The sequence below is a fragment of the Kitasatospora sp. NBC_00070 genome, assembly GCF_045041205.1.
GTDB lineage: Bacteria > Actinomycetota > Actinomycetes > Streptomycetales > Streptomycetaceae > Kitasatospora.
Genome location: NZ_CP108247.1, coordinates 109,720 through 131,239, shown reverse-complemented (window position 1 = coordinate 131,239; position 21,520 = coordinate 109,720). Strand labels below are relative to the sequence as shown.

17 protein-coding genes are annotated in these 21,520 nt (G+C 72.8%); 9 read left to right on the top strand and 8 right to left on the bottom strand.

What is annotated here, in order from left to right:
* Window positions 1–40 precede the first annotated feature (40 nt).
* The 5 genes from OHV05_RS00595 to OHV05_RS00575 all read right to left on the bottom strand — a co-directional run bounded on the left by OHV05_RS00595 (window position 41) and on the right by OHV05_RS00575 (window position 7,314).
* Complete coding sequence (locus OHV05_RS00595) at window positions 41–2,083, bottom strand: M12 family metallo-peptidase (RefSeq protein WP_405015751.1); 2,043 nt, start codon at window positions 2,081–2,083, stop codon at window positions 41–43.
* Between the two features lie 138 nt (window positions 2,084–2,221).
* On the bottom strand, window positions 2,222–3,679 hold the full coding sequence (gene pcaB, locus OHV05_RS00590) for a 3-carboxy-cis,cis-muconate cycloisomerase (RefSeq protein ID WP_405015750.1): 1,458 nt from the start codon (window positions 3,677–3,679) through the stop codon (window positions 2,222–2,224).
* Window positions 3,676–5,580, bottom strand: a complete 1,905-nt coding sequence (locus OHV05_RS00585) for an FAD/NAD(P)-binding protein (RefSeq protein WP_405015749.1) — start codon at window positions 5,578–5,580, stop codon at window positions 3,676–3,678. The genes pcaB and OHV05_RS00585 overlap by 4 nt, the downstream gene beginning before the upstream one ends.
* A gap of 289 nt (window positions 5,581–5,869) precedes the next feature.
* Window positions 5,870–6,622 carry a GDSL-type esterase/lipase family protein gene (locus OHV05_RS00580; RefSeq protein ID WP_405015748.1) on the bottom strand — a complete coding sequence of 251 codons (753 nt, stop codon included), beginning with the start codon at window positions 6,620–6,622 and terminating at the stop codon, window positions 5,870–5,872.
* Between the two features lie 215 nt (window positions 6,623–6,837).
* Entirely contained in the window at window positions 6,838–7,314 is a 477-nt protein-coding gene (locus OHV05_RS00575) for a GNAT family N-acetyltransferase (protein WP_405015747.1), read from the bottom strand.
* A gap of 178 nt (window positions 7,315–7,492) precedes the next feature.
* Here OHV05_RS00575 and OHV05_RS00570 point away from each other — a divergent pair, with 178 nt between their 5' ends.
* Complete coding sequence (locus OHV05_RS00570; RefSeq protein ID WP_405015746.1) at window positions 7,493–8,563, top strand: substrate-binding domain-containing protein; 1,071 nt, start codon at window positions 7,493–7,495, stop codon at window positions 8,561–8,563.
* 25 nt (window positions 8,564–8,588) lie between these two features.
* Here OHV05_RS00570 and OHV05_RS00565 read toward each other — a convergent pair whose 3' ends face one another.
* Together OHV05_RS00565 and OHV05_RS00560 are read right to left on the bottom strand one after the other, a co-directional pair.
* Window positions 8,589–9,368: a sugar phosphate isomerase/epimerase family protein gene (locus OHV05_RS00565; RefSeq protein ID WP_405021366.1), complete on the bottom strand. Its 780-nt coding sequence runs from the start codon at window positions 9,366–9,368 to the stop codon at window positions 8,589–8,591.
* Between the two features lie 5 nt (window positions 9,369–9,373).
* A complete protein-coding gene (locus tag OHV05_RS00560) occupies window positions 9,374–11,305 on the bottom strand; it encodes a DUF2264 domain-containing protein (protein ID WP_405015745.1) in 1,932 nt (643 codons plus the stop codon).
* A gap of 283 nt (window positions 11,306–11,588) precedes the next feature.
* Between OHV05_RS00560 and OHV05_RS00555 the strand changes: the two genes are divergently transcribed.
* From OHV05_RS00555 to OHV05_RS00520, 8 genes are all read left to right on the top strand, one after another.
* Complete coding sequence (locus tag OHV05_RS00555; protein ID WP_405015744.1) at window positions 11,589–12,932, top strand: ABC transporter substrate-binding protein; 1,344 nt, start codon at window positions 11,589–11,591, stop codon at window positions 12,930–12,932.
* Window positions 12,929–13,870, top strand: coding sequence for a carbohydrate ABC transporter permease (locus tag OHV05_RS00550; RefSeq protein ID WP_405015743.1), 942 nt, complete (start codon window positions 12,929–12,931; stop codon window positions 13,868–13,870). The genes OHV05_RS00555 and OHV05_RS00550 overlap by 4 nt, the downstream gene beginning before the upstream one ends.
* A complete protein-coding gene (locus tag OHV05_RS00545) occupies window positions 13,867–14,775 on the top strand; it encodes a carbohydrate ABC transporter permease (RefSeq protein ID WP_405015742.1) in 909 nt (302 codons plus the stop codon). Before OHV05_RS00550 ends, OHV05_RS00545 begins: the two co-directional genes overlap by 4 nt.
* A gap of 122 nt (window positions 14,776–14,897) precedes the next feature.
* Complete coding sequence (locus tag OHV05_RS00540; protein ID WP_405021365.1) at window positions 14,898–15,878, top strand: hydroxyacid dehydrogenase; 981 nt, start codon at window positions 14,898–14,900, stop codon at window positions 15,876–15,878.
* A gap of 89 nt (window positions 15,879–15,967) precedes the next feature.
* A complete protein-coding gene (locus OHV05_RS00535) occupies window positions 15,968–17,119 on the top strand; it encodes a Gfo/Idh/MocA family protein (RefSeq protein WP_405015741.1) in 1,152 nt (383 codons plus the stop codon).
* A gap of 3 nt (window positions 17,120–17,122) precedes the next feature.
* On the top strand, window positions 17,123–18,250 hold the full coding sequence (locus tag OHV05_RS00530) for a dihydrodipicolinate synthase family protein (protein WP_405015740.1): 1,128 nt from the start codon (window positions 17,123–17,125) through the stop codon (window positions 18,248–18,250).
* Window positions 18,247–19,074: a sugar phosphate isomerase/epimerase family protein gene (locus OHV05_RS00525; protein ID WP_405015739.1), complete on the top strand. Its 828-nt coding sequence runs from the start codon at window positions 18,247–18,249 to the stop codon at window positions 19,072–19,074. Before OHV05_RS00530 ends, OHV05_RS00525 begins: the two co-directional genes overlap by 4 nt.
* Entirely contained in the window at window positions 19,071–20,144 is a 1,074-nt protein-coding gene (locus OHV05_RS00520) for a glycerate kinase (protein WP_405015738.1), read from the top strand. The genes OHV05_RS00525 and OHV05_RS00520 overlap by 4 nt, the downstream gene beginning before the upstream one ends.
* Window positions 20,145–20,201: 57 nt before the next feature.
* Here OHV05_RS00520 and OHV05_RS00515 read toward each other — a convergent pair whose 3' ends face one another.
* Window positions 20,202–21,272: a substrate-binding domain-containing protein gene (locus OHV05_RS00515; RefSeq protein ID WP_405015737.1), complete on the bottom strand. Its 1,071-nt coding sequence runs from the start codon at window positions 21,270–21,272 to the stop codon at window positions 20,202–20,204.
* Window positions 21,273–21,520: the final 248 nt, after the last annotated feature.

Here is a 21,520-nt window from a genome sequence, read left to right as displayed (position 1 = left end):
GGGGCCCCTCCGAGTGATCTCACCGGCCCAAGGCCGGTCCCTATCCGCGGGCCTTGCGGCGCAGTCGGGCCAGCACGATGCCGCCGACCGTCATGGTCAGGGCTGCGGTGAGGGCGATTCCGACGAGTGGGGCGGGCGTACCGGTGGACGCCAGCTCGGGCTTCGGGCTCGGAGTCGTGGACTGCAGAGCCACGGGCTGGGGCGGGGCTGGGGGAGCGGGCGGATTCGGGGCGGACTGCTGGTCGGGGACCGGGGGGTTCGGGACAGGCGGCGTGGGCGGCGTGGGGGGCGTGGGCGGGATCACGTCGGACTTCACGAAGGTCGCGGCCATCGCCGTGTCCTGATCGAGCGTGAACTCGTGTACCGGCGTGGTCGCGACGATGTCCCGCTTGGTGGGGTCGTTCTCGCGGTTCCAGCCGGCGAAGGTCCAGCCCGGTGCCGGGGTGGCGGTCAGGGTCACGGTGGAGCCGCATCGGTACGGCGCCGGGCGGTCGACCGTCACCGTTCCGCCGTCGGTCGGCTGGGTCTGCAGGGTCAGCGCGCAGTCGATCTGTGCGTACCGGGCCTCCAGGACCGAGTCGGCGTCGACGGGGACGCTCACCGAGGTGTCGGTGTCCGCCAGTGGCTTGCCGTTGAGCGACCAGCCGACCAGCCGGTGGTTCGGCTTGGCGGTCGCGGTGGCGTGGACCAGGGAGCCCCTGGTGTACGGGCCGGGCACGTCGACCGTCGCGCTGCCGCCGGTGTCGGGCGTGGACTTCACCGTCAGACGGCAGTAGACGGCCGGGCTCTTCTCCGGCTGCATCGCCGCCACGACCGGCGCGTTCCTGCGGATCATCCGCACCGCGTCGGAGGGCTGGGCTGCGGTGTCCGGCGCGCCCAGGGGTTCGCCTTCGTAGGTGGCCTCGGCGTCGGAGTAGTAGTTGATCCGCTCACAGCCGGCGCAGCCGCCGTCGTAGGCCATGATGGTGCGCCACTTCTTGCTCGGCGGGATCCAACCGTGGGCGTAGGGGTAGTCGCCCGGCTCCGGCTCGGTCACCCAGTCGTGGTCGAGTCCGAGGTTGTGGCCCAGTTCGTGCCCGAGGGTGAGGTTGGAGACGTAGGCGACGTTCATCATCAGGAACATGCGTTTGCCACTGGTGGGCTTGGGGTCCTGGACGAAGGACGCGGTGCCCGTCCCCACGCTCTGGAAGAGCGCGATGTCGTCCGCCGCGTACTTGGTCCACAGCTCGTTGTCCGACGCCCATTTCCGGTACGGCGCGGTCTCGCTGGGATTCTCGGCCGGGAGTCCGGGTTCGTCGGCGGCCGGGCCGATGTGGACGAGTCGGGCGCGTACCGCGAGCTTGCTGTTGGTGAAGCCCCGGTTCACCAGGTCGACGCCGAGCTTGGCCTGGGCCTTGACCTTGTCCTCGCCGCCGGCCTTGTCGGCGGCCTCCTTGGTGTAGAAGACGGCCATGTCGATGGTGTTGAGGTCCTTGGCGCCCTGGCAGTCGGACGGGTCGTCAGCGCGCAGGGACGGCTTCGCCGGCGAGGGCGTGGCCACCTTCGGTTCGTCCGGCGGGTCCACCGCGTCGTCCGGGCGGCCCGGTGTGCCCTCGCTCAGCGCGGGGTGGAGCTCCTGGACGCGTACCTTGCCGGGCGTGGTCGAGGTCAACGTGTAGGTGTGACCGTTGGTGGAGATCTGCCCGGCCACCTGGGCCGAGGAAGCGTCAGGGCCCGAGCACAGGGCGTCGAAGTGGAAGTCGGCGGACCCCTCCGGGTCCCCCTCGACCTGCGCCGCCCAGTCGACCTCGCCCGTGGGTCCCGGTCGCACCTGACCACCGGTCACCTCGACGGTCACGTCCGGGAACAGCCTCAGCGTGGTCTCCGGGCTCGTGTCCGCGTCCTGGGCCGGGTCGCAGAGCAGGGGCCGGGCGCGGGCGAGATCCCAGGAGATGTCCGCCGTCCGCAGCACCGGGTCCGGCGCGCCGGCGAGGCGGCCCGCCGTCGGCGCAACCCCTGCCTGTCGGCCCGGCGAGGCCACCGACGGCACGGTGGTGGCCGTCAGGGCCACCACCGCCAGAGCCAGCAGACCGGGTCCTGCCACCGATCGCCTCAGGCCACCATGTGATCGCATGTCATGTAGAACAACACGCTGACGTGCCGATCCCCGGTATTGCTCTCGCCGATTCATCCGCTCGGCCCCCGGTGGGATCGGGCGTCGCCGGCCGTCGTCGTGGGGTGGTCAGGACCGTGCCGCCGGGCCCTCCCCACGGTCGTGGTGCGGGGTGTCGGTCCGTAGCGCCCGGTCGACCAGTGGCCCCGCCACCCCGAGGTAGTCCTCGGGACGGCACAGCCCGGCCAGCGCCTCCGGGGTGAACACGCCTTCCAGTTCCGGGAGTTCGGCGAGCACGTCGGCGAGCTCCCGGCCGGTGGCCGCGGCGGTTCCGGCCGCCCGGGAGGACAGTGCGCGGGCCGCCGCCCGGCCGAGCCGGGGGGTGAGGAGGGCGGAGATCCGCTCCGAGACGATCTGACTGCCGGTCAGCGCGAGGTTGGCCGCCATCCGGTCGGGCCGTACCTGCAGGCCGGCGGTGAGCTCCACCGCGGTGTGCGCGGCGCCGCCGGCCAGCCGGAGTGCCTCGCGGAGCAGCTGCCACTCGGCGTGCCAGACGCCGCCGGAGCGCTCGTCCTCGGTGATCAGGCACTGCGTCAGACCGGCGGCGATGACCGGCACCTGGAGCGCGGCGCTGCGGATCAGGGTGGAGAGCACCGGGTTCTGCTTGTGCGGCATCGCGGAGGAGGCGCCGCGTCCGGCCACCGGCTGCTCGCCGACCTCGCCGATCTCGGTCCGGGTCAGGACCTGTACGTCGACCGCCAGCTTCCCGAGCGCCCCGGCCGTGAACGCGAGCCCGGCGGCCAGGTCGGCGATCGGGGTCCGCAGTGCGTGCCAGGGCAGGACCGGCCGGGCCAGGCCGGTCTCGGCGGCGAAGCCGTCGACCAGGCGGTCCAGGTAGCCACCCGGGTCCTCGTCGGTCGAGGGGTCGGCGGCCCGGGCGTACTCGAGGTATCCGGCCAGCGTGCCGGCCGCGCCGCCCAGGGAGACCGGCAGCCCGCTCTGCTCAAGCTGCGCCAGCCGGCGGTTCGCGTCCAGCACCAACTGCCGCCAGCCGGCCGCCTTCAGGCCGAAGGTGGTCGGCACTGCCTGGAGGGCGAGGGTGCGTCCCGCCATGGGGGTGGACCGGTGGGCGGCGGCCAGCCCGGCGAGCGCCTCGGCCACCCGGTCCAGGTCCGCCCGGATGATCCGCAGGGCGCGGGCCGCGACCAGCATCGCCCCGGTGTCCAGGATGTCCTGGCTGGTCGAGCCGGAGTGGACGTACTCCGCCGCCTCGGGGTGCTCGGTGGCCACCAGCTCGGTCAGGGCCCGGACCAGGCCGACCACCGGATTGGCGGTCTCCCGGGAAGCGAGTGCGAGTGCCCGTACGTCGAAGTTCTCGACCCGGGCGAGGGCCGTGATGGCCTCGGCTGCGGGTTTCGGCACCACCCCCAGCCCCGCCTGGGTCCGGGCCAGCGCCGCTTCGGCGTCCAGCATGGCCTGGAGCCAGGCCCGGTCGCCGACCGCCGATTCGATCGGGGTGCCGGCCCGGACCGGCGAGAGCAGACCGGTGTCCGCCTCCGCCTCGGACGGCATGGTCTCGGGTGTCATGCGCTGGCTCCTATCCTGTCGGCTTCCTGGTGCTCCACGGGCCGGAGCGAAAGTATGACGCGAGCGATCGCGTCCGAGTCGCCCAGGGTCACGGAGTCCACCCCGGGGCGGATACCGGCCGCCGTGACCCAGTGCACGCCCTCGGTGGGGACCCCGTAGGCGAACCGGCGCGGGTGCGCCCGCCCTGCGGCGTCGACCACCCGGTACGGACGACCGGTCACGTGCAGCCCGCCGGTCTCGTGGCCGTCGGTGCCCGGCGTCCGGTAGGGGGTGATCTGACCGGCAGCCAGCAGCTGCCGCAGCAGCGGGTCGGCGGTTCGGCGCAGGTCGGGTTCGGGCAGCCGGGCCTCGATCAGCACGGTGGCCAGGACCGGCGGCCCCGGCACCCGGCCGGACCGGGCGAGGAAGACCCGACGGTCGGTGTCGACGGTCACCGTGGTTTCGGGGCCGGTGAGTTCGAGGATGCCCGCCTCGATCAGCGCGATCATCTGCTCGATCCGGGCGGCCGGCGGACCGATCGACAGGAACGCGTTGAGCGGGGTGTACCAGCGCTCCAGGTCCTCGCGGTGCGAGCCGCCGGTCAGGCCGCCGTGGTCCACCGCGAGTCGTATCTCGTTGCGCAGGTCGCGCAGCACGTCCAGCGCCGCCTTCAGCGGGCCCCTGAGGTTGCCGGCCCGCGCCTCCCGGACGTCCTGGGCCAGGTACCCCAGCAGCCAGCTCCGGAACTCGGTCCGGTCGCCGAACTCCCGGTCCGCACACGGCCGGGTGAGGCGGTCCCAGTCCCAGTGGTCCGCCCGGTCGATGCCGTAGGCGTGCAGCAGTTCGGCCCGCTGCCCGGCCCGCTCGGCCGTCAGGTAGAGCTCGGTGAACGGCTCCCGGTCGGCCGGGCGGTCGCGGGCGTCCAGCAGCGCGCCGTAGTACACGCTCTCCACCTCGCGGGCGATCAGCGGCCAGAGGTCCCGGCGGAAGTCGAGCCGGGTGTCGCGCTGCCGCAGCCTGGTGACGAGCTCGGCCGAGAGCAGTTTGGGGAAGTACCGCCCGTAGGCACCCTTCTGGTTCTCGCCACGTGCCTGGTAGGGCACCCCGCGCCGTGAACTCGCGTACAGCACGGGTTCCTTGCCGGACGCGTGGTAGACCAGTCGGCCGCCCTCGCGGGTGAACGTGCCGCCGCGGCCCTCGGTCAGCAGCGCCAGCTGGTCGAAGAAGTTCAGCCCGAGGCCGCGCACCAGGACGTGTTCCCCCGGCCGGATGGCGCTCAGCTCGGCGTCGGCCGGGTTGCCCGGCGGCAGGTATCCGAGCCCCAGTCTCGCGGCCGTGTCGGCCAGTTGCCGCTCCTCCGGGCCGAGGACGGCCGGTACGTGCCCCTGGGCCAGTACCACGGCGTCCAGCTCGCCGATCGTGCTGCCGTCCGCCAGCTGGACCCGTTGCGACCGCTCCCCGGTGAGGTGGACCGCCCGGGAGCGGTGCACCCGGATCGTGAGGTGGCCCGGCGCGCGCTCGACCAGCCGCTCGAACATGGCCCGCAGGTAGGCGCCGTAGAACGCCCGGGTGGGGTAGGAGTCCGGGCCCAGCTCCGCTGCCTCCGCGAGCACATCGGCCGGGGCTCCGGACGGCGAGCGGGCCCACTCGTACAGGCTCGGTCCGGGCTCGACCGGGCCGTCGATCCGCACGCTGTCGTCGGTGAAGACGGTGACCTGGGAGGCCACGGTGTTCATCAGCAGGTGCCGCGACTGGTCGGTGCGCCAGACCCCGCCCGCACCGGGCGGGCTGGGGTCGATCAGGTGCACGGTCAGGGGGCGCGGGAAGGGATCGGCCCGCTCGTTGGCACAGAGCCGTTCCAGCACCGAGAGCCCTCGGGGACCCGCGCCGATCAGGCAGACGTTCATCCGGGGCCCCGTCATGACCGGTGCCACGGTGCGCGGTTCGTGAACTGCCGACCGGTGTCGACGGACGTCCGGCTCCTTCGGAGCCGGGTGGATGTTCCACACCATGCCCCCCCAATCCTTGGCGTCAGTTGCGGAATTCCTGCAACGTGCGTCTGGAGTGAGGGAGCTCTCGACCACGGCTAACCTGGATGATCAGCATCATGCCCAGCGCCCGGCGCCGGAGTCAACCGCGCTCGGGGACTTCCACCGCCCGAGTGCCGCTCTGCCGGTCCACGACGTCGGCCGAGGCTGCCCGGACCGCTGGTCACACGGCCAGCCCTGCGTCCTGGGCGGTGTCGATGTGGATCGGGGCCTTCGCTTCGGGGCGGATGCTGTCGAGCACCGGGTACGGGCGCGGGTACATCGCGCCGATCTGGAAGCGCTGGGCCAGTACGTCGGCGAACGCGGCGGCGATGCGGACCTCGCCGTTCGGGTTGGGATGGGTGTCGTCCCAGGTGTGCTCGGCGGCCACGAACTCGACCGCGGTGTCGGCGACTTCGATCGGCGAGATCGGACGGCGCAGCTCGGCGGCGACCGCGCGGATCCGGTCGTTGCACTTGCTGACCAGCTTGGCGAAGACGAAGTCCTCGGTGGCTCGCGCGGTCTCCAGGATCGTGCCCAGAATCAGCCGCACCGAGTGGTGCCCGGCCCGGGCGTTGGCGATGAACTCGCGCAGATTCGCCTCGAACTCGTCAGGGGTCGTGCCGTACCAGACCAGGTCGTTGATCCCGAGCAGCACCAGCACGAAGTCCGGCCGGTGCGTCTGCACGTACTCCCGGATGGTGGTCTTCGCCACGAGGTAGGGCTGCCCCCACTTCGCGGCGTGATCGCGGTCGAACCCGGGGTCGGCGTAGGTGTTGTCGCCGTCGCCGCTCTCCTCGGTGCGGATGTTGTCCAGCGTCTTGTGCGGGCCGACGAAGTCCACGTCCAGACCCTGGGCGGTGAGGTGCTTCCAGAACCGGTACCGCCAGGTCCAGTCACCGCTGCTGCCATGGCTGATCGAATCCCCGACGATCATCAGGGACACCTCGACAACCTCCGGGTTGTCGAGGTCGGCAGCATCGGAAATCGTGGACGCCATCACTGTTGCTCTCATCTCTGCGGCGGTGACCCCGGCGCCCCGAGCAGTCCGGGTCGGTCCGGAGGGCGGCACCGCACGGGACACGGACACCGTCGACCGGTGCAACGATCACAACGACCACGGGTCACGCCCTCGCGGCCGCACCCAGGCGGTCACCGGATCCAGCCGCCGGGGCCGGGGCGGAGTGCCATGAAGCCGTCCAGGGGCTCGAAGCCGAGGGTGCGGTACAGGCTCGCCCCGGCGGCGGTGGCCCGCAGTTCGACGGACCCGCAGCCGCGGTCCTTGAGCGCCTCGACGAGTGCGGTGGTGACGGCGCGGCCGTGGCCGAGCCGTCGGTGGGCGGGGTCGGTGGCGACGGTGTGGATGCGGCCCCACCGGCCGGTGGGGAAGGCGGGGCCGAGGTAGCCGCGGTAGACGATGCCGATGGCACACGCGGCGAGGCTGCCGTCGGGGGCGGGGACGACGTAGGCGAGCAGGTTCGGGTCGGTGCCCAGGCGGTCCCGCATGTCGTCACGGAAGGTGGTGCGCCACTCGTCGGTGAGCGGGCCGCCGTCGAGGACGGCCACGCGCAGGCGCAGCAACTCGTCGGCGTCCTCGGGCACGGCGGGCCTGGCAGCGGTGGTGGTCATCGGCTGGTCCTCTCCTTGGCGCGGTGAGTAATCGTCCCTCGGAGCCGTACTGATTCTGCCGAACGCGACCCTGCGCCGGCCGGGCCGCGTTCGCTCGATCAGGACATGAGCGAGTGATACTAATTGCCCGGGGAGCGCGCAGTCTGCCGTGGTGCTCCGGGCGGGGAGAAGGGTTGCCATGACCAACACTGCCGAGGAGCGCAGGGCGCGCATTCTCGAGGTCGTCCGTGAGCTGGGTTCGGTCCGGGTGATGGATCTGGCGGCCCGGATCGGTACCGCGCCGGTCACCGTGCGGCGGGATGTGGCGGCTCTCGCCGAGAGCGGTCTGCTGCGCCGTTCCCACGGGGCCGTCTCGCTTCCCCGTGAGGCGCTCGCGCCGGGTGCGGAGGGCCGTGAGCGGGTGATCGGGATGCTGGTGCCGAGCGTCGGTTCCTATTTCGACGAGGTGATCGACGGAGCGCGTGCGGCGGCCGCCGCGGCGGGGGCCCGGCTGCTGCTCGGCATCGCCTCGTACGAGTCCACGGACGACCGGGCCCAGGTGGACCAGTTGCTGGACTCGGGGCTGGACGGTCTGCTGCTGACGCCGAACTGGCGCCCGGGTACCGGTGCCGGTGACACGGCGTGGGTCCGGGACCTGCCGGTCCCGGCCGTCCTGGTCGAGCGGCTCGCCCCGCCGGACAGCGTCGCGGCCGAGTTGGACGCGGTCGGGTCGGACCACCAGCACGGTGTCCTGCTCGCCCTGCGGCACCTGCAGCGGCTGGGGCACACGTCGGTGCTGCTCGCCGCGCGCGAGGACACCTGGACCGCGTACCAGGTGCGGGCGGGTTACCAGGAGGGGGTGCGGCTGCTCGGACTCGCACCGCAGCCGGTGATCGACATCCGCCGTCCCGGGCTCGACTCGGAGGTCATCGCCGGGCGGGTCGCCGAGGCGGTCGCCGAGGGTGTGCGGGCCGTGCTGGTCCACAACGACCAGGAGGCGATCCAGTTGGCGCCGCTGCTGCGGGCCCGGGGGCTGCGGGCCCCCGACGACCTGGCGCTGATCTCGTACGACGACGTGTTCGCCGCGTTGGCGGCGCCGGCGCTGACCGCCGTCGCCCCGCCCAAGCGGGCGGTGGGTGCCGAGGCGGTCGAACTGATGCTGCGGCGGATCGAGGGCGGGGCCGAGCTGCCCGTCCACCACGTCCGGCTGCTGCCGGAGTTGAAGGTCCGTACGTCGTGCGGTGGCGTGCCGGAGGGCGGGGCCCGCTGAGCGGTCGGCGCAGCGGGCCGGCCGGTCAGGCGGTCAGTCGGCGCAGGAAGTGCGCGCCGGGGCCGAGCAGTTGGTCCAGCGGGGCGGCGGCGGGGTACCAGGGTGCCTCGTACTCCCAGGAGACCCAGCAGTCGCGGGGGAGCAGGGCGAGGCACTCGGCGACGGGCAGCACGCCGGCACCGAGCGGCAGCGGGGTGAGGTCGTGCGCTCCGGCGATGTCCTTGACCTGGACGTAGCCGAGGCGGGGGGCGAGTGCGGCGTACGACTCGGTGGGTGACTCGCCCGCGAGGTGAGTGTGCATCAGGTCCCAGAGTGCGCCGACGAAGGGGTGGTCCACCGCTTCGAGCATCCTGGCCAGGTCCCGCCCGCCGCGGTGCGAGTCGTGCGTCTCCACCAGGATCCGTACACCCAGGTCCCCGGCGGCGTCGGCCACCGCCGTCAGCCGGCGGGCCGCCCGGGCGTCGGCCTCGGCTGCGGGGCCGTCGCCGCCGCGCGGGAAGACCCGGAGGTGACGGGCGCCGAGGTCGGCCGCGAGGCGGAGCTGGTCGAGCAGGTCGTCGATCAGCCGGGCGTCGTCGCCGGGGGCCGCGATGCCCAGGTAGCCGGCGACGCTCAGCGCGGTGACGCCTGCGGCGGTGAGGGCCGATGCGGTGGCCGCCCGCTGGTCGGCGGACATCCCGAGGTGAACGGGCTCGCCGGGGGAGCAGCGCAGTTCCAGGCCGGTGTAGCCGTGGGCGTCGGCCGCCCGGAGGTGTTCGGTGAGCGGGCGGGCGGGCAGGCCCAGGGTGGAGAAGGCGAGTGGCACGGTGCTCACGTCCCGGGGTGGAGGGTGACGGTGACCTGGCCCGGGGTGAGCACGGCCTCGTACCGGCTGCCGTCGGGCCGGCGCACGCGCAGCCGGGATCCGTCGGTGTGCACGTCGAGGCCGGGGAAGGTCCGGGGTGCGGTCCGGTCGAGTCGGGAGACGCTGACGAACAGTCTGGCCGCGCCGCCCGTACTGCCGGTCAGGACCGGTACCGCGCCGACCGGGCCGAGGGCGGTGCCGTTCGGCAGCCGGTGGGTGGCGACGGCGGTGAAGCCGTCGATGTTCTGCAGGGCGGAGGTCAGGCGTCCTCCCCGCCGGTCGGTGGCGCAGCAGTGGGCGAGCGGTCCGTCCGTCCGGGTCTCGGCTCCGGCTCCGGCGACGGCCCAGCCGCTGTGCCGCACCTCGGTGCCGGGTTCGGCACCGGTGACCAGATGGGCATGGATCTCGTCGGACCCCGAGACGAGGACCACCGAGGTGACGGTGACACCGGGCAGTTCACGGCCCTCGACGCGGGGGTGGTGCAGGGAGGCGGCCCAGCCGTCGCCGGTGCCGAGGGGGTGGATCCGGCCGCGTTCGCTGGTCCGTCCGCCGATCACCAGGCCGAAGTGGTTGTCGGGAGGGCCCTCGAAGACCGGGCCGGTGGCGGTGGAGTGGGCGAGCCGGGCGTAGAGCGGGTTGTCGGGCAGGACCTGGTCGGCGGGTTGGTCGTCGCTGCCGTGGTTGTGCAGGCGGACCAGGCCGTCGGCGGTGGACTGGACCAGCCAGCCGGGCTGCGGCAGTGCGAGGACGGCGTCTGCCGCCTCGGTCGGTCCCGGTTCCTCGGTGGCCGTCCAGACGGGGTGGCGGTCGGGCAGGAGCAGACCGAGGAAGCCCTTGCTCGCCCAGTAGGGGGAGGCCGGCCCGGAGTACGTCTGGACCATGGGGTCGAAGGGGCCGAACCAGCCGAGCGGGAGCAGTCCGTCCGCGTCCACGGCGCCGCCGTCGAGGAAGTACCGCAGCGCGCCGGAGGCGATCCGGCGGGTGGCGCCGGGGGTGAGCGGGGTGTGTCCGGTGAGGGCTCCGGCCCACAGTGGCGCCGTGGCGGCGAAGCGGTAGACGAGGGAGCGGCCCTGGTGGATGGGTGCGCCGTCGGCGCCGAAGGTGCGGGTGTAGCCCTCCAGGTGTGCGGCCAGGCGGGGCCCGTAGGTGTCGAGCAGGTGCTTGTCGCCGCTCAGGTGGGCATGCAGGAGGGGGTAGAGGTGGAGGGCCCAGCCGTTGTAGTGGTCGAAGGCGCGCGGGCGTCCGTCGGTGTACCAGCCGTCGCCGAGGTACCACTGCTCGATCCGCTCGAGTCCCCGGTCGGCCGCACGCTGTGCGCTGCCGTCGTGGTCGAGTCCGACCTCGGCCAGGAAGGCGCCCACCATGGCGGGGAAGAGCCACCAGTTGTTGTCCACCGGTGAGGGCCGCAGGCCCGGGGCCAGCCAGGTGCGGACCTGTTCGCGGGTCGGCTCGTCCAGGGTGTCCCAGAGCCACGGCCGGGTGAGGCGCAGCGCGACGGCGATCGAGGCGGCCTCCACCAGGGCCTGGGGGCAGCTGGCAATGTCCGGCCAGGACACCTGGTCGCCGTCGGCGAGATCGCGTTCGGCGGTCGGGGTCCGGGTGCCGGCGCCCAGTCCCCGGGCGTAGTCGCGGAGCAGGCCGGCGGGGTCCTCGCCACCGGCTCCGGCCACCCGGAAGGCCGCGAGCAGGAACGTCCTGGCGTAGCCCTCCAGGGCGTCCGAGCGCCGTCCGGACAGGCTCGGGCGGCCGCCGGGGAGGTCGAGCAGGGCGTGGTCGGGGCCGGCGTGCGGCCGGACCGCGGCCAGCAGGGCGTCCGCGACCGCCTCCCAGTGGGCCCTGGTCCATCCGGTGTACGGGCTGAGGGTTCGGTCCTCGGGGGGAAGCTCGATCGAGGGCATGGCCGGCTCCTAGGTCGGGGCTGTCGATCGAATCTAGGAAGAGTCGGATCAACCGTCAAGCCATATTGACCAAATGATCACCGCTCTACATCTCTCTGTGACCTGGCCGCAGTTCAGGCGTAGGGGGAGCATTTTCCGTCGGTCTCAATCCGATCACTTCAGATCAAGTGATCCAATGCTCTTGACTCCGATCGGAGATCGGTCGCAGGATGATCCCACTCGCCGGCCAGTCATTCGAGGACCGGCAGATCCGGCACACCGCCCCCTCCACAGGAGCCGAGCCATGACCAGCAGCCCTTCCCCCGCCCGCGGCCACAGAACCCGCCGCATCGCCGTCGCCCTCGCCGCCTCCGCGGTCTCCGTCGCACTCGTCGCGGGCTGCGGCAGCAGCGGTGACAGCGCCGCCCCCGCCGGCGACGGGCAGCCTGTGACCATCACCTTCTGGGGCTGGGCCAAGGGTACCCAGGAGGTCGTGAACGCGTTCAACGCCTCGCACAAGGACGTCCAGGTCGCCTTCGAGGCGATCCCCTCCGGCGTCGCGGGCGGCTACGCGAAGATCGCCAACGCCGTGAAGGCGGGCAACGCCCCGGACCTGTTCAACACCGAGTACGGGCAGCTGCCGGACTTCGTCAGCCAGGGCGCGGTGCAGGACATCTCCAAGCTGGTGTCCAGCGACCTCAAGGGCAGGTACCTGCCGCAGTCGGTGGAGCTCACCACGCTCGGCGGCAGGAGCTGGGCGCTGCCGCTGGACGCCGCCCCGCAGGCCTTCTTCTACCGCAAGGACCTGTTCGAGAAGGCCGGCATCACCGCCCCGCCGAAGACCTGGGACGAGTACCGCGCCGACGCGGAGATGCTCAAGAAGGCCGTCCCCGACAGCCGGATCGGCACCTTCTTCCCCGACGACCCGAGCACCCTCGAGGCACTGGCCTGGCAGAACGGGGCGCACTGGTTCACCGGAGTCGGCGACGCCTGGCGGGTGGAGCTCAACGGGGGCGAGACCAACCGCGTCACCGACTACTGGCAGAAGCTGATCTCGGACGACCTGGTCCGCGTCCAGCCGTCCTTCAGCCAGCAGTGGACCGCCTCGCTGCAGAAGGGCGAGACCGCCGCCTACGTCGGTGCGGCCTGGGGCGGCGGCGTCCTCAAGGGCACGGTGCCCGACGCCTCCGGCAAGTGGGCGGTCGCCCCGGTCCCGAGCTGGGACGGCAAACCCGCCAGCGGCATGCTCGGCGGCACCACCTTCGCGGTCTCCAAGGAGAGCAAGAAGGCCAAGGCCGCCCTGGAGTTCGCCACCTGGGCCACCACCACGCCCGAGGGCATCCAGGCCCGGATCGCCTCCGGCACCTCCTCGATGTTCCCCGCCGCACCCGCGCTGGTGCCGGCGGCCAAGGCCGCCTTCAACACCGACTTCTACGGCGGCCAGGACATCTACTCCGTCTTCAGCGCCGCAGCCGAGTCCATCAAGCCGAACTGGCAGTGGGGCCCCGCCATGGCCGCCACCAACGGCTCGATCAAGGACGCGTTCGGCAAGCTGACCCAGGGCGGCACCGTCCAGGCCGGCGTCGACGCCGGCCAGCAGGCCACCGTCGCCGAGATGAAGAACCGCGGACTCAAGGTCGCCCAGTGACCAGCCACACCACCACCACGCCCTCCCGCGCCGCCACCGTGCGGCGGCGCGGGAGGAGCGGGGCCCCCGCGCTCCTGCTGGCCCCGTTCTTCGTGCTGTTCACCGGGTGCACGCTGATCCCGATCGGCTACGCGATCTACCTGAGCCTGTTCAGCGAACGCCGTTCCGGCCTGGGGTTCGGCGGCAGCGAGAGCGTCTTCACCGGGATCGGCAACTACACCCGGGCGCTCACCGACCACGCCTTCCTGGACGGCTTCGCGAACACCGCCCAGTACTGCCTGGTCTACATCCCGGTGATGGTCGGCTTCTCGCTGCTGCTGGCCCTGCTGCTCGACTCCACGCTCGCCCGGGCCCGCCGGTTCTTCCAACTGGCGCTGTTCCTGCCGCACGCGGTGCCCGGCATCATCGCCGCGCTGATCTGGATGTACCTCTACACCCCCGGCATCAGCCCGGTGATCGACGCGCTGAACGCCGCGGGAGCCGAGGGCGACATCCTCGGCCACCCGCTCGCCGCCGTGGTCAACATCGCGGCCTGGGAGTGGACCGGCTACAACATGGTGATCTTCTACGCCGCGCTGCAGGCCATCCCCCGCGAGGTGCTGGAGGCCGCCGTGGTGGACGGCGCGGGGCCGCTGCGCACCGCGTTCAGCGTCAAGATCCCGCTGATCCGGGCCTCGCTCACGATGGTCGGACTCTTCACCGTGATCGGCTCGCTCCAGCTCTTCACCGAACCGATGATCCTGCACGGCACCTCCCCGGGCGTGACCAGCGCCTGGACCCCCAACATGTACGCCTACACCGCCGCCTTCGAACGCGGTGACTACGGACTGGCCGCCGCGTCCTCCGTCCTGCTCGCCGTCACCGCCGCAGCCCTCTCCCTCATCGTCACCCGGATCAGCCGCAGCCGGTCCGACCGACGTACGGAGGCCACCCGATGATCTCCCGCACCCGACCCGCCCGACCCGCCCGACCCGCCCGGCCCGTACCGCAGCGACCGACCGGCCGCCGCCCGTGGACCCTCTCCAAGGCCGCGGTCAACGGCGCCCTGCTCCTGGCCACCCTCTACACCCTGCTGCCACTGGCCTGGCTGCTCACCGCCGCCGCCAAGAACACCGGCGACCTGCTGGTCGGCAACACCCTCACCCCCGCCCGCTGGCACCTCGGCGAGAACCTCCGGCACCTGGTCACCGCCGACGACGGCATCTACTTCCGCTGGTACCTCAACTCCCTGCTGTACGCCGGACTCGGGGCCCTGCTCTGCGCGTTCGTCTGCGTCTGCGCCGGGTATGCCTTCGAGGTCTACGCCTTCCGGGGCAAGGAGAAGCTCTTCGGCCTGGTGCTGGTCGGCGTCCTCGTCCCCACCACCGCCACCGCCCTGCCGATGTACCTGATCGCCTCCAAGATCGGCATCGTGAACACCTTCTGGGCGGTCTTCCTGCCCTCCCTGGTCTTCCCCTTCGGCGTGTACCTCTCCCGCGTCTTCTGCGGCGGCTACATCCCGGGCGAGGTGCTGGAGGCCGCCCGGATGGACGGGGCCGGCGAGCTGCGCATCTTCTGGTCGATCGGTCTGAAGATGGTGATGCCCGGCTTCGTGACGGTGTTCCTGTTCCAGTTCACCGCGATCTGGAACAACTTCTTCCTGCCGTTGGTGATGCTCTCCGACAACGACCTCTTCCCGGTCAGCCTCGGCCTCTACACGTGGAACACCGAGACGCACGCCTTCCCCGAGTACTACCCGCTGGTCGTCACCGGCTCGCTGCTCGCCGTCCTCCCGCTGGTCGTCGCCTTCGTCGCCCTGCAACGGCACTGGAAGGCCGGACTGACCGCGGGCAGCGTCAAATGACCACGCGACCGGCCCATCCCGAAGAACGACTGGAGACCCGAGTGCCCCACCAGCAGACCGTGTCCACCGGCTCCGCCAGCCCGGAGCAAGCGGTCGGCCGGCGGCCCCGGGCCCTGCTCGCGATGCACCCGACGCTCGCCCCCCAACTGCTCGACCCCCTCACCCTGGGCCGGCTCACCGGTCTGGCCAGCTTCGATCCGGCCGTGGTCGTCGACGACTTCAGCACCCCCGAGGCCGTCGCCGCGCTCGCCGACACCGAGGTGATCCTCTCGAGCTGGGGCTGCCCGCCGATCGACGCAGGAGTCCTCGCGGCGGCCCCGCGGCTGCGGGCCGTCATCCACGCCGCAGGCTCCGTCAAGCACCACGTCACCGACGCCTGCTGGGAGCGGGGCCTCCAGGTCACCTCGGCCGCCTGGGCCAACGCCCTCCCGGTCGCCGAGTACACCGTCGCGGCCGTCCTGTTCGCCAACAAGCAGATCCTCCGGCTGGCCGCCGAGTACCGCCAGCACCGCACCCCCGGCGACTGGAGCCAGAGCTACCCCACCATCGGCAACTACCGCCGCACCGTCGGCATCGTGGGCGCCTCCCGGATCGGCCGCCGCGTCATCGAACTGCTGCGGCCCTACGACCTCGACCTGCTGCTGCACGACCCCTACGTGGACGCCGAACAGGCAGCCGCCCTCGGCACCCGGCCCGTCGGCCTCGACGAACTCTGCGGGCAGAGCGACGTGGTCAGCGTCCACGCACCCGAACTCCCCGCCACCCGGCACCTGATCGACCGCCGCCGGCTCGCCCTGATGAAGGACGGCGCCACCCTGATCAACACCTCGCGAGGCTCCCTGATCGACCAGGACGCCCTGATCGAGGAGCTGGCGGCCGACCGCCTCAACGCCGTCCTCGACGTCACCACCCCCGACGTGCTGCCGGCCGACTCACCGCTCTACGACCTGCCCAACGTGCTGCTCACCCCGCACGCGGCCGGCTCCCTGGGCAGCGAACTGCACCGGATGGCGGGCGCCGCCGCGGACGAACTCGCCCGCTACGCCGCCGGGCTGCCCTTCGCCCACCCGGTCCTGCCGGGGGACATCCACCGCAGCGCCTGACGGGCCGTCACCCTCGGCGGCAGCCCGGACGGGACGCCCCGCCGCCCGGGCAGGCGCCCACCCACCACGACAAGAGGAGTACCAGTCCCATGCCCCGCACAGTGATCGGCATCGTGATGAACGGTGTCACCGGCCGGATGGGCTACCGCCAGCACCTGGTCCGTTCGATCCTCGCCATCCGCGAACAGGGCGGCCTCGCCCTGGCGGACGGCGAGGTCCTGTGGCCCGAGCCGATCCTGGTCGGCCGCAGCGCGTCCAAGCTCAAGGAGCTCGCCGACCGGCACGGGCTGGCGCACTGGACCACCTCCCTCGACGAGGCGCTCGCCCACCCGCTCGCCGAGGTCTACTTCGACGCCCAGGTGACCCCGGCCCGCGATCCGGCGATCCGGCGGGCCATCGCGGCCGGCAAGCACATCTACACCGAGAAGCCGACCGCCGAATCGCTGGACGCGGCACTGGAGTTGGCGCGGCTGGCGCGGGCGGCCGGGGTGTGCAACGGCGCGGTGCAGGACAAGCTGTTCCTGCCCGGGCTGCTCAAGCTCAGGCGACTCGTGGACGGCGGCTTCTTCGGCCGGATCCTGTCGGTGCGCGGCGAGTTCGGCTACTGGGTGTTCGAGGGCGACTGGCAGAGCGCCCAGCGCCCGTCCTGGAACTACCGTGCCGAGGACGGCGGCGGGATGGTCCTGGACATGTTCCCGCACTGGCAGTACGTGCTGGAGGGCATCGTCGCCCCGATCCGATCGGTCTACGCCCACACCGCCACCCACATCCCGCAGCGGGTCGACGAGCAGGGCCGGCCCTACGCCGCCACGGCCGACGACGCCGCGTACGGCATCTTCGAGCTCGACGGCGGCATCACCGCGCAGATCAACTCCTCCTGGGCGGTGCGCGTCGACCGGGACGAGCTGGTCGAGTTCCAGGTCGACGGCACCGAGGGCAGCGCGGTGGCGGGCCTGCGCAACTGCCGTTTCCAGCACCGGGCTTCGACCCCCAAGCCGGTCTGGAACCCGGATCTGCCGGTCACCGAGTCGTTCCGCGACCAGTGGCAGCAGGTGCCCGACAACGCCGAGTTCGACAACGGCTTCAAGATCCAGTGGGAACTGTTCCTGCGGCACGTGGCGACCGGGTCGGAGTACCGCTGGGACCTGCTGGAGGGCGCCAAGGGCGTCCAGCTCGCCGAACTGGGGCTGCGCTCCGCCCGCGAGGGCCGCCGCCTCGACGTGCCCGAGCTGGAGATCTGACCCATGGTCACCAGCAGCCTCACGGCCGACGACTGCCCGCCCCCGCAGCCCGGCAGGGCCCCGCTGAGCCGGATCGCGTTCGCCGCCGCCCACGTGGTGGCCGACCCCCGCGGTGAGAACGCCCCGGGGGCACCCGCGGCCGTCGACTGGGACGCCACGCTCGCCTTCCGCCACCACCTGTGGTCGCTCGGCCTCGGCGTGGCCGACGCGATGGACACCGCGCAGCGCGGCATGGGCCTGGACTGGGCCGCCACCAAGGAGCTGATCACCCGCTCCGGTGCCGAGGCCCGGACCGTCGGCGGCCGCCTCGCCTGTGGCGTCGGCACTGACCAACTACCCTCGCCCGAAACGTCGTTGTCACAGATCCTGGCCGCGTACGAGGAGCAGTTCGCCGTCGTGGAGGAAGCCGGCGCCCAGCCGATCCTGATGGCCAGCCGCGCGCTCGCCGCCGCCGCCGACGGGCCCGAGGACTACCTGCACGTCTACGGCCGGCTGCTCTCCCAGTCGCGCGAGCCCGTCATCCTGCACTGGCTCGGCGAGATGTTCGATCCGGCGCTGTCGGGGTACTGGGGCTCGGCCGACCTCGACCGGGCCACCGGCACCGTGCTGGCCCTGATCCGCGAGCACGCCGACCGGATCGACGGCATCAAGGTCTCCCTGCTGGACGCCGACCACGAGATCGCCCTGCGCCGGGCGCTGCCCGAGGGCGTCCGCCTCTACACCGGTGACGACTTCAACTATCCGCAGCTGATCCGCGGTGACGAACTCGGCCACAGTCACGCCCTGTTGGGGATCTTCGACCCGATCGCCCGGGTCGCGGCCGCCGCCCTGCGTGCCCTCGACGCCGGGGACCTCGACGGCTACGACAGGTTGCTGGCACCGACGCTGCCGCTGGCCCGGCACCTGTTCGCCGCACCGACGTACCACTACAAGACGGGCATCGTCTTCCTGGCCTGGCTCGCCGGGCACCAGGGGCACTTCACCATGGTGGCCGGCGCCCAGAGCGGGCGCTCCGTCCCGCACCTGATCGAGCTGTCCCGCCTGGCGGAGGCGGCCGGCATCCTGCCGGACCCGGATCTCGCCGCCCGGCGGATGGCCCGCTTCCGCGCCGTCGCGGGGGTGGAGTCGTGAAGGGTCTGTCGCTGAACCAGATCACCACCAAGGGCTGGAGCCTGCCGGAGGCCGTCCGGGGCTGCGTGGCAGCGGGGATCCCGGCGATCGGGCTGTGGCGCGACAAGGTCGCCGAGGTCGGGGTCGCCACGGCCGCGACCCTGGTGCGCGACGCGGGGCTCGCGGTGAGCAGCCTGTGCCGGGGCGGGTTCCTCACCCCCACCGACCCGGCGGACCGCCGGGCCGCGCTGGCCGAGAACCTCCGCGCCCTGGAGGAGGCCGCCGAACTCGGCACCGACACCCTGGTGATGGTGGTCGGCGGTCTGCCCGACGGTGATCGCGACCTGGCGGGTGCGCGGTCCCGGGTGGCCGACCTGGTGGCCGAACTCGCCCCGCACGCGGGCGACTTCGGTGTCCGGATGGCCATCGAGCCGCTGCACCCGATGTTCTGCGCCGACCGGGCCGTGGTGTCCACGCTGGGCCAGGCCCTCGACCTCGCCGAGCAGTTCCCCGCCGACCAGGTCGGCGTGGTGGTCGACAGCTACCACGTCTGGTGGGACCCGCAGTTGGCCGACCAGATCGCCCGGGCCGGCGCGGGCGGCCGGATCGCCTCGTACCAGGTCTGCGACTGGACGCTGCCGCTGCCCGCCGACGCCCTGCTCGGGCGGGGCCACGTCGGCGACGGCCACATCGACTTCCGCGCCATGACCGACCAGGTCACCGCCGCCGGTTACACCGGCTGGGTCGAGGTCGAGATCTTCAACGAGGACGTCTGGCGGACGCCCGGCGAGCAGACCCTGAAGACCGTGATCGAGCGTCATCTCGCCCATGTGGTCGCCCGGTGAGGGTGGTCATCGCCCCCGACTCCTTCAAGGGCACCGTCACGGCCGGTGGCGCGGCCCGGGCGCTGGCCGACGGCTGGCGCTCCGTCAGACCGGACGACCGGCTGGTGCTCCGTCCGATGGCCGACGGCGGCGAGGGCACCCTCGCCGCCGTCGCGGCCGCCCACCCGGGAGCCGTCCTGATCCGGGTGGGCGGCTGCACCGGCCCCGACGGCCGGCCCGTCGACGGCGAGTACGCGCTCCTCCCGGACGGCACCGCCGTGGTCGAACTCGCCACCGTCAGCGGCCTGCCGCTGATGGCGGAGCCCGCCCCGCTCACCGCCACCACCCGAGGCACCGGTGAGCTGGTCGCCGCCGCACTCGACCAGGGCGCCCGGCGCCTGGTGGTCGCCCTCGGCGGCTCGGCCTCCACCGACGGTGGAACCGGCCTGCTGGCCGGCCTGGGCCTGTCGGTGCTCGACGCCGACGGTGTCCCGCTCCCCGACGGCGGCGGCGCACTCCGCCGGGCCCACCGGATCGACCGCGGCCGGTTCCGGGCCGCCCCCCGCGACGGCGTCGACCTGCTCACCGACGTCGGCAATCCGCTGCTCGGCCCCGACGGGGCCGCCGCCGTGTACGGCCCGCAGAAGGGTGCCGGCCCGGCCGACGTCGAGCGGCTCGAGCGGGGGCTCACCCGCCTCGTCGAACTGCTCGGGGGTGACCCGGACCAGCCGGGCGCCGGCGCCGCCGGGGGCACCGCGTACGGGTTGACCGCCGCCTGGGGTGCCGTCGTCACGCCGGGGGCGGCAGCGGTCGCCGAACTGCTCCGTCTGGACGAGGCTCTCGCGGACGCGGACCTGGTGATCACCGGCGAGGGCCGGTACGACGCCACCAGTCTGCTCGGCAAGGTGGTCGGCGAGGTGGTGGGCCGGGCGGAGCGGGCCGGGGTCGGCGCCCGCATCGTCGCGGGGGAGTCCGACGAGGACGTGGCGGTGACGCTGACCCGGCTCGCCGGAAGCTCCGTGACGGCGCGTCAGGATGCGCCGCGCTGGCTGCACGCGGCAGGGGCGGTGCTGGCCCGCGAGGCGGGCTGAGAGCTGAGGTGGTGCAGATCGTTTGATCGGCACCACCTCACTCGTCTCCCAGAGCTCTCAGCCCCGGCCTCCGCACGAACTGCGGATCTTCAGGTCCGGCAGCATGACGATCCGGCGGGCCGGCCAGGGCGGCCCGTGGTCGAGGCGCCGCAGCAGCAGTTCGGCCGCCGCGGCGCCGACGGCTCGCTTCGGCGGGGCCACGGCCGTCAGCGCGGGTGCCGCGAGTGCGGCGTACACGTCGTCGTAGGAGACCAGGGCGAGGTCGGCGGGAACCCGCAGGCCGCGGGTGCGCAGCAGTGCGGGCAGTTGGATGGCGTCGTGGTCGTTGTGCACGAGCACCGCCCGTACGCCCGAGGCGGCGGCGTCGGCCACCTGGTCGGCGAGGGTCTCGATGCTGCCGTGGCCGGAGCCCTGGTCCGAGGTCCGCAAGCCGATGACCGGTTGGGGTGGGAGGCCGAGCAGCCGGACGGCTTCGGTGTAGCCGGTCCGTACCTGGTGCGAGGTCCAGGTGTCGTCGCGGGCTGCCAGGGTCACCGCGCGGTGGCCGAGCGAGGCGAGGTGGCGCAGGGCGAGCAGGACGCCGTGGTGGTGGTCGGAGCCGACGGCGTCGAGCGCGGCGCCGGGCCCGACCGGCGAGGCCCAGCGTTCGACCAGGACGGCGGGGACCGGCAGTTCGTCGAGCCAGTCGAACTCCTCGTGCTGCCCGCCGGGGAGCCAGTTCGGGGCCAGCATCAGCGCGTCGACACCGGACTCCAGCAGCCGCTCGGCCTGGAGGCGGTCGTTGCGGGCCTGGTAGGGGGCGATGCCCAGGACCAGCCGGGCGCCCGCCGCCGCTGCGGCGGCGCGCGCTCCGGCGATCACCTCGTCGAAGTACGACCCGACGGTGGGCACCAGCATGCCGATCGCTCGCTCACGGCCGTCGGACGGATCGGTCGTGACCTCCTCCGGCAGGGAGACCGCTCCGTGGGAGCGACGCAGCCGTCCGTGCTCCGCCAGGACGGCGATGTCGCGCCGGACGGTGACCGCAGGGATGTGAAGGTGTGCGGCCAGGTCCACCACGCGCACGGTGCCGAGCTCTCGTACCGCGTTGAGGATCCACGCGTGACGGACCTCCGCTGCGATGGCCATGTGGTCCCCTCCGATGGGCAAAGTCTGATCCGCCTGATCAAGTCTTACCATTTGATCACATGGAGATCAAAGAGCCAATCGTTGGGTCGTTTCGAAGGCTGGGTTGGGGCGATGGCTGGGGCAGGTCGCTGGCGATCAGGACGATCGCGAGGCCGTCCGCGGCGAGGTGCCAGATCGGCTCGCGCGTGGGTGCTGACGGTCGGCGTCCGGTCTCGCGCGGAGCCGCCGAATCCGTCGCCGAGACGGGG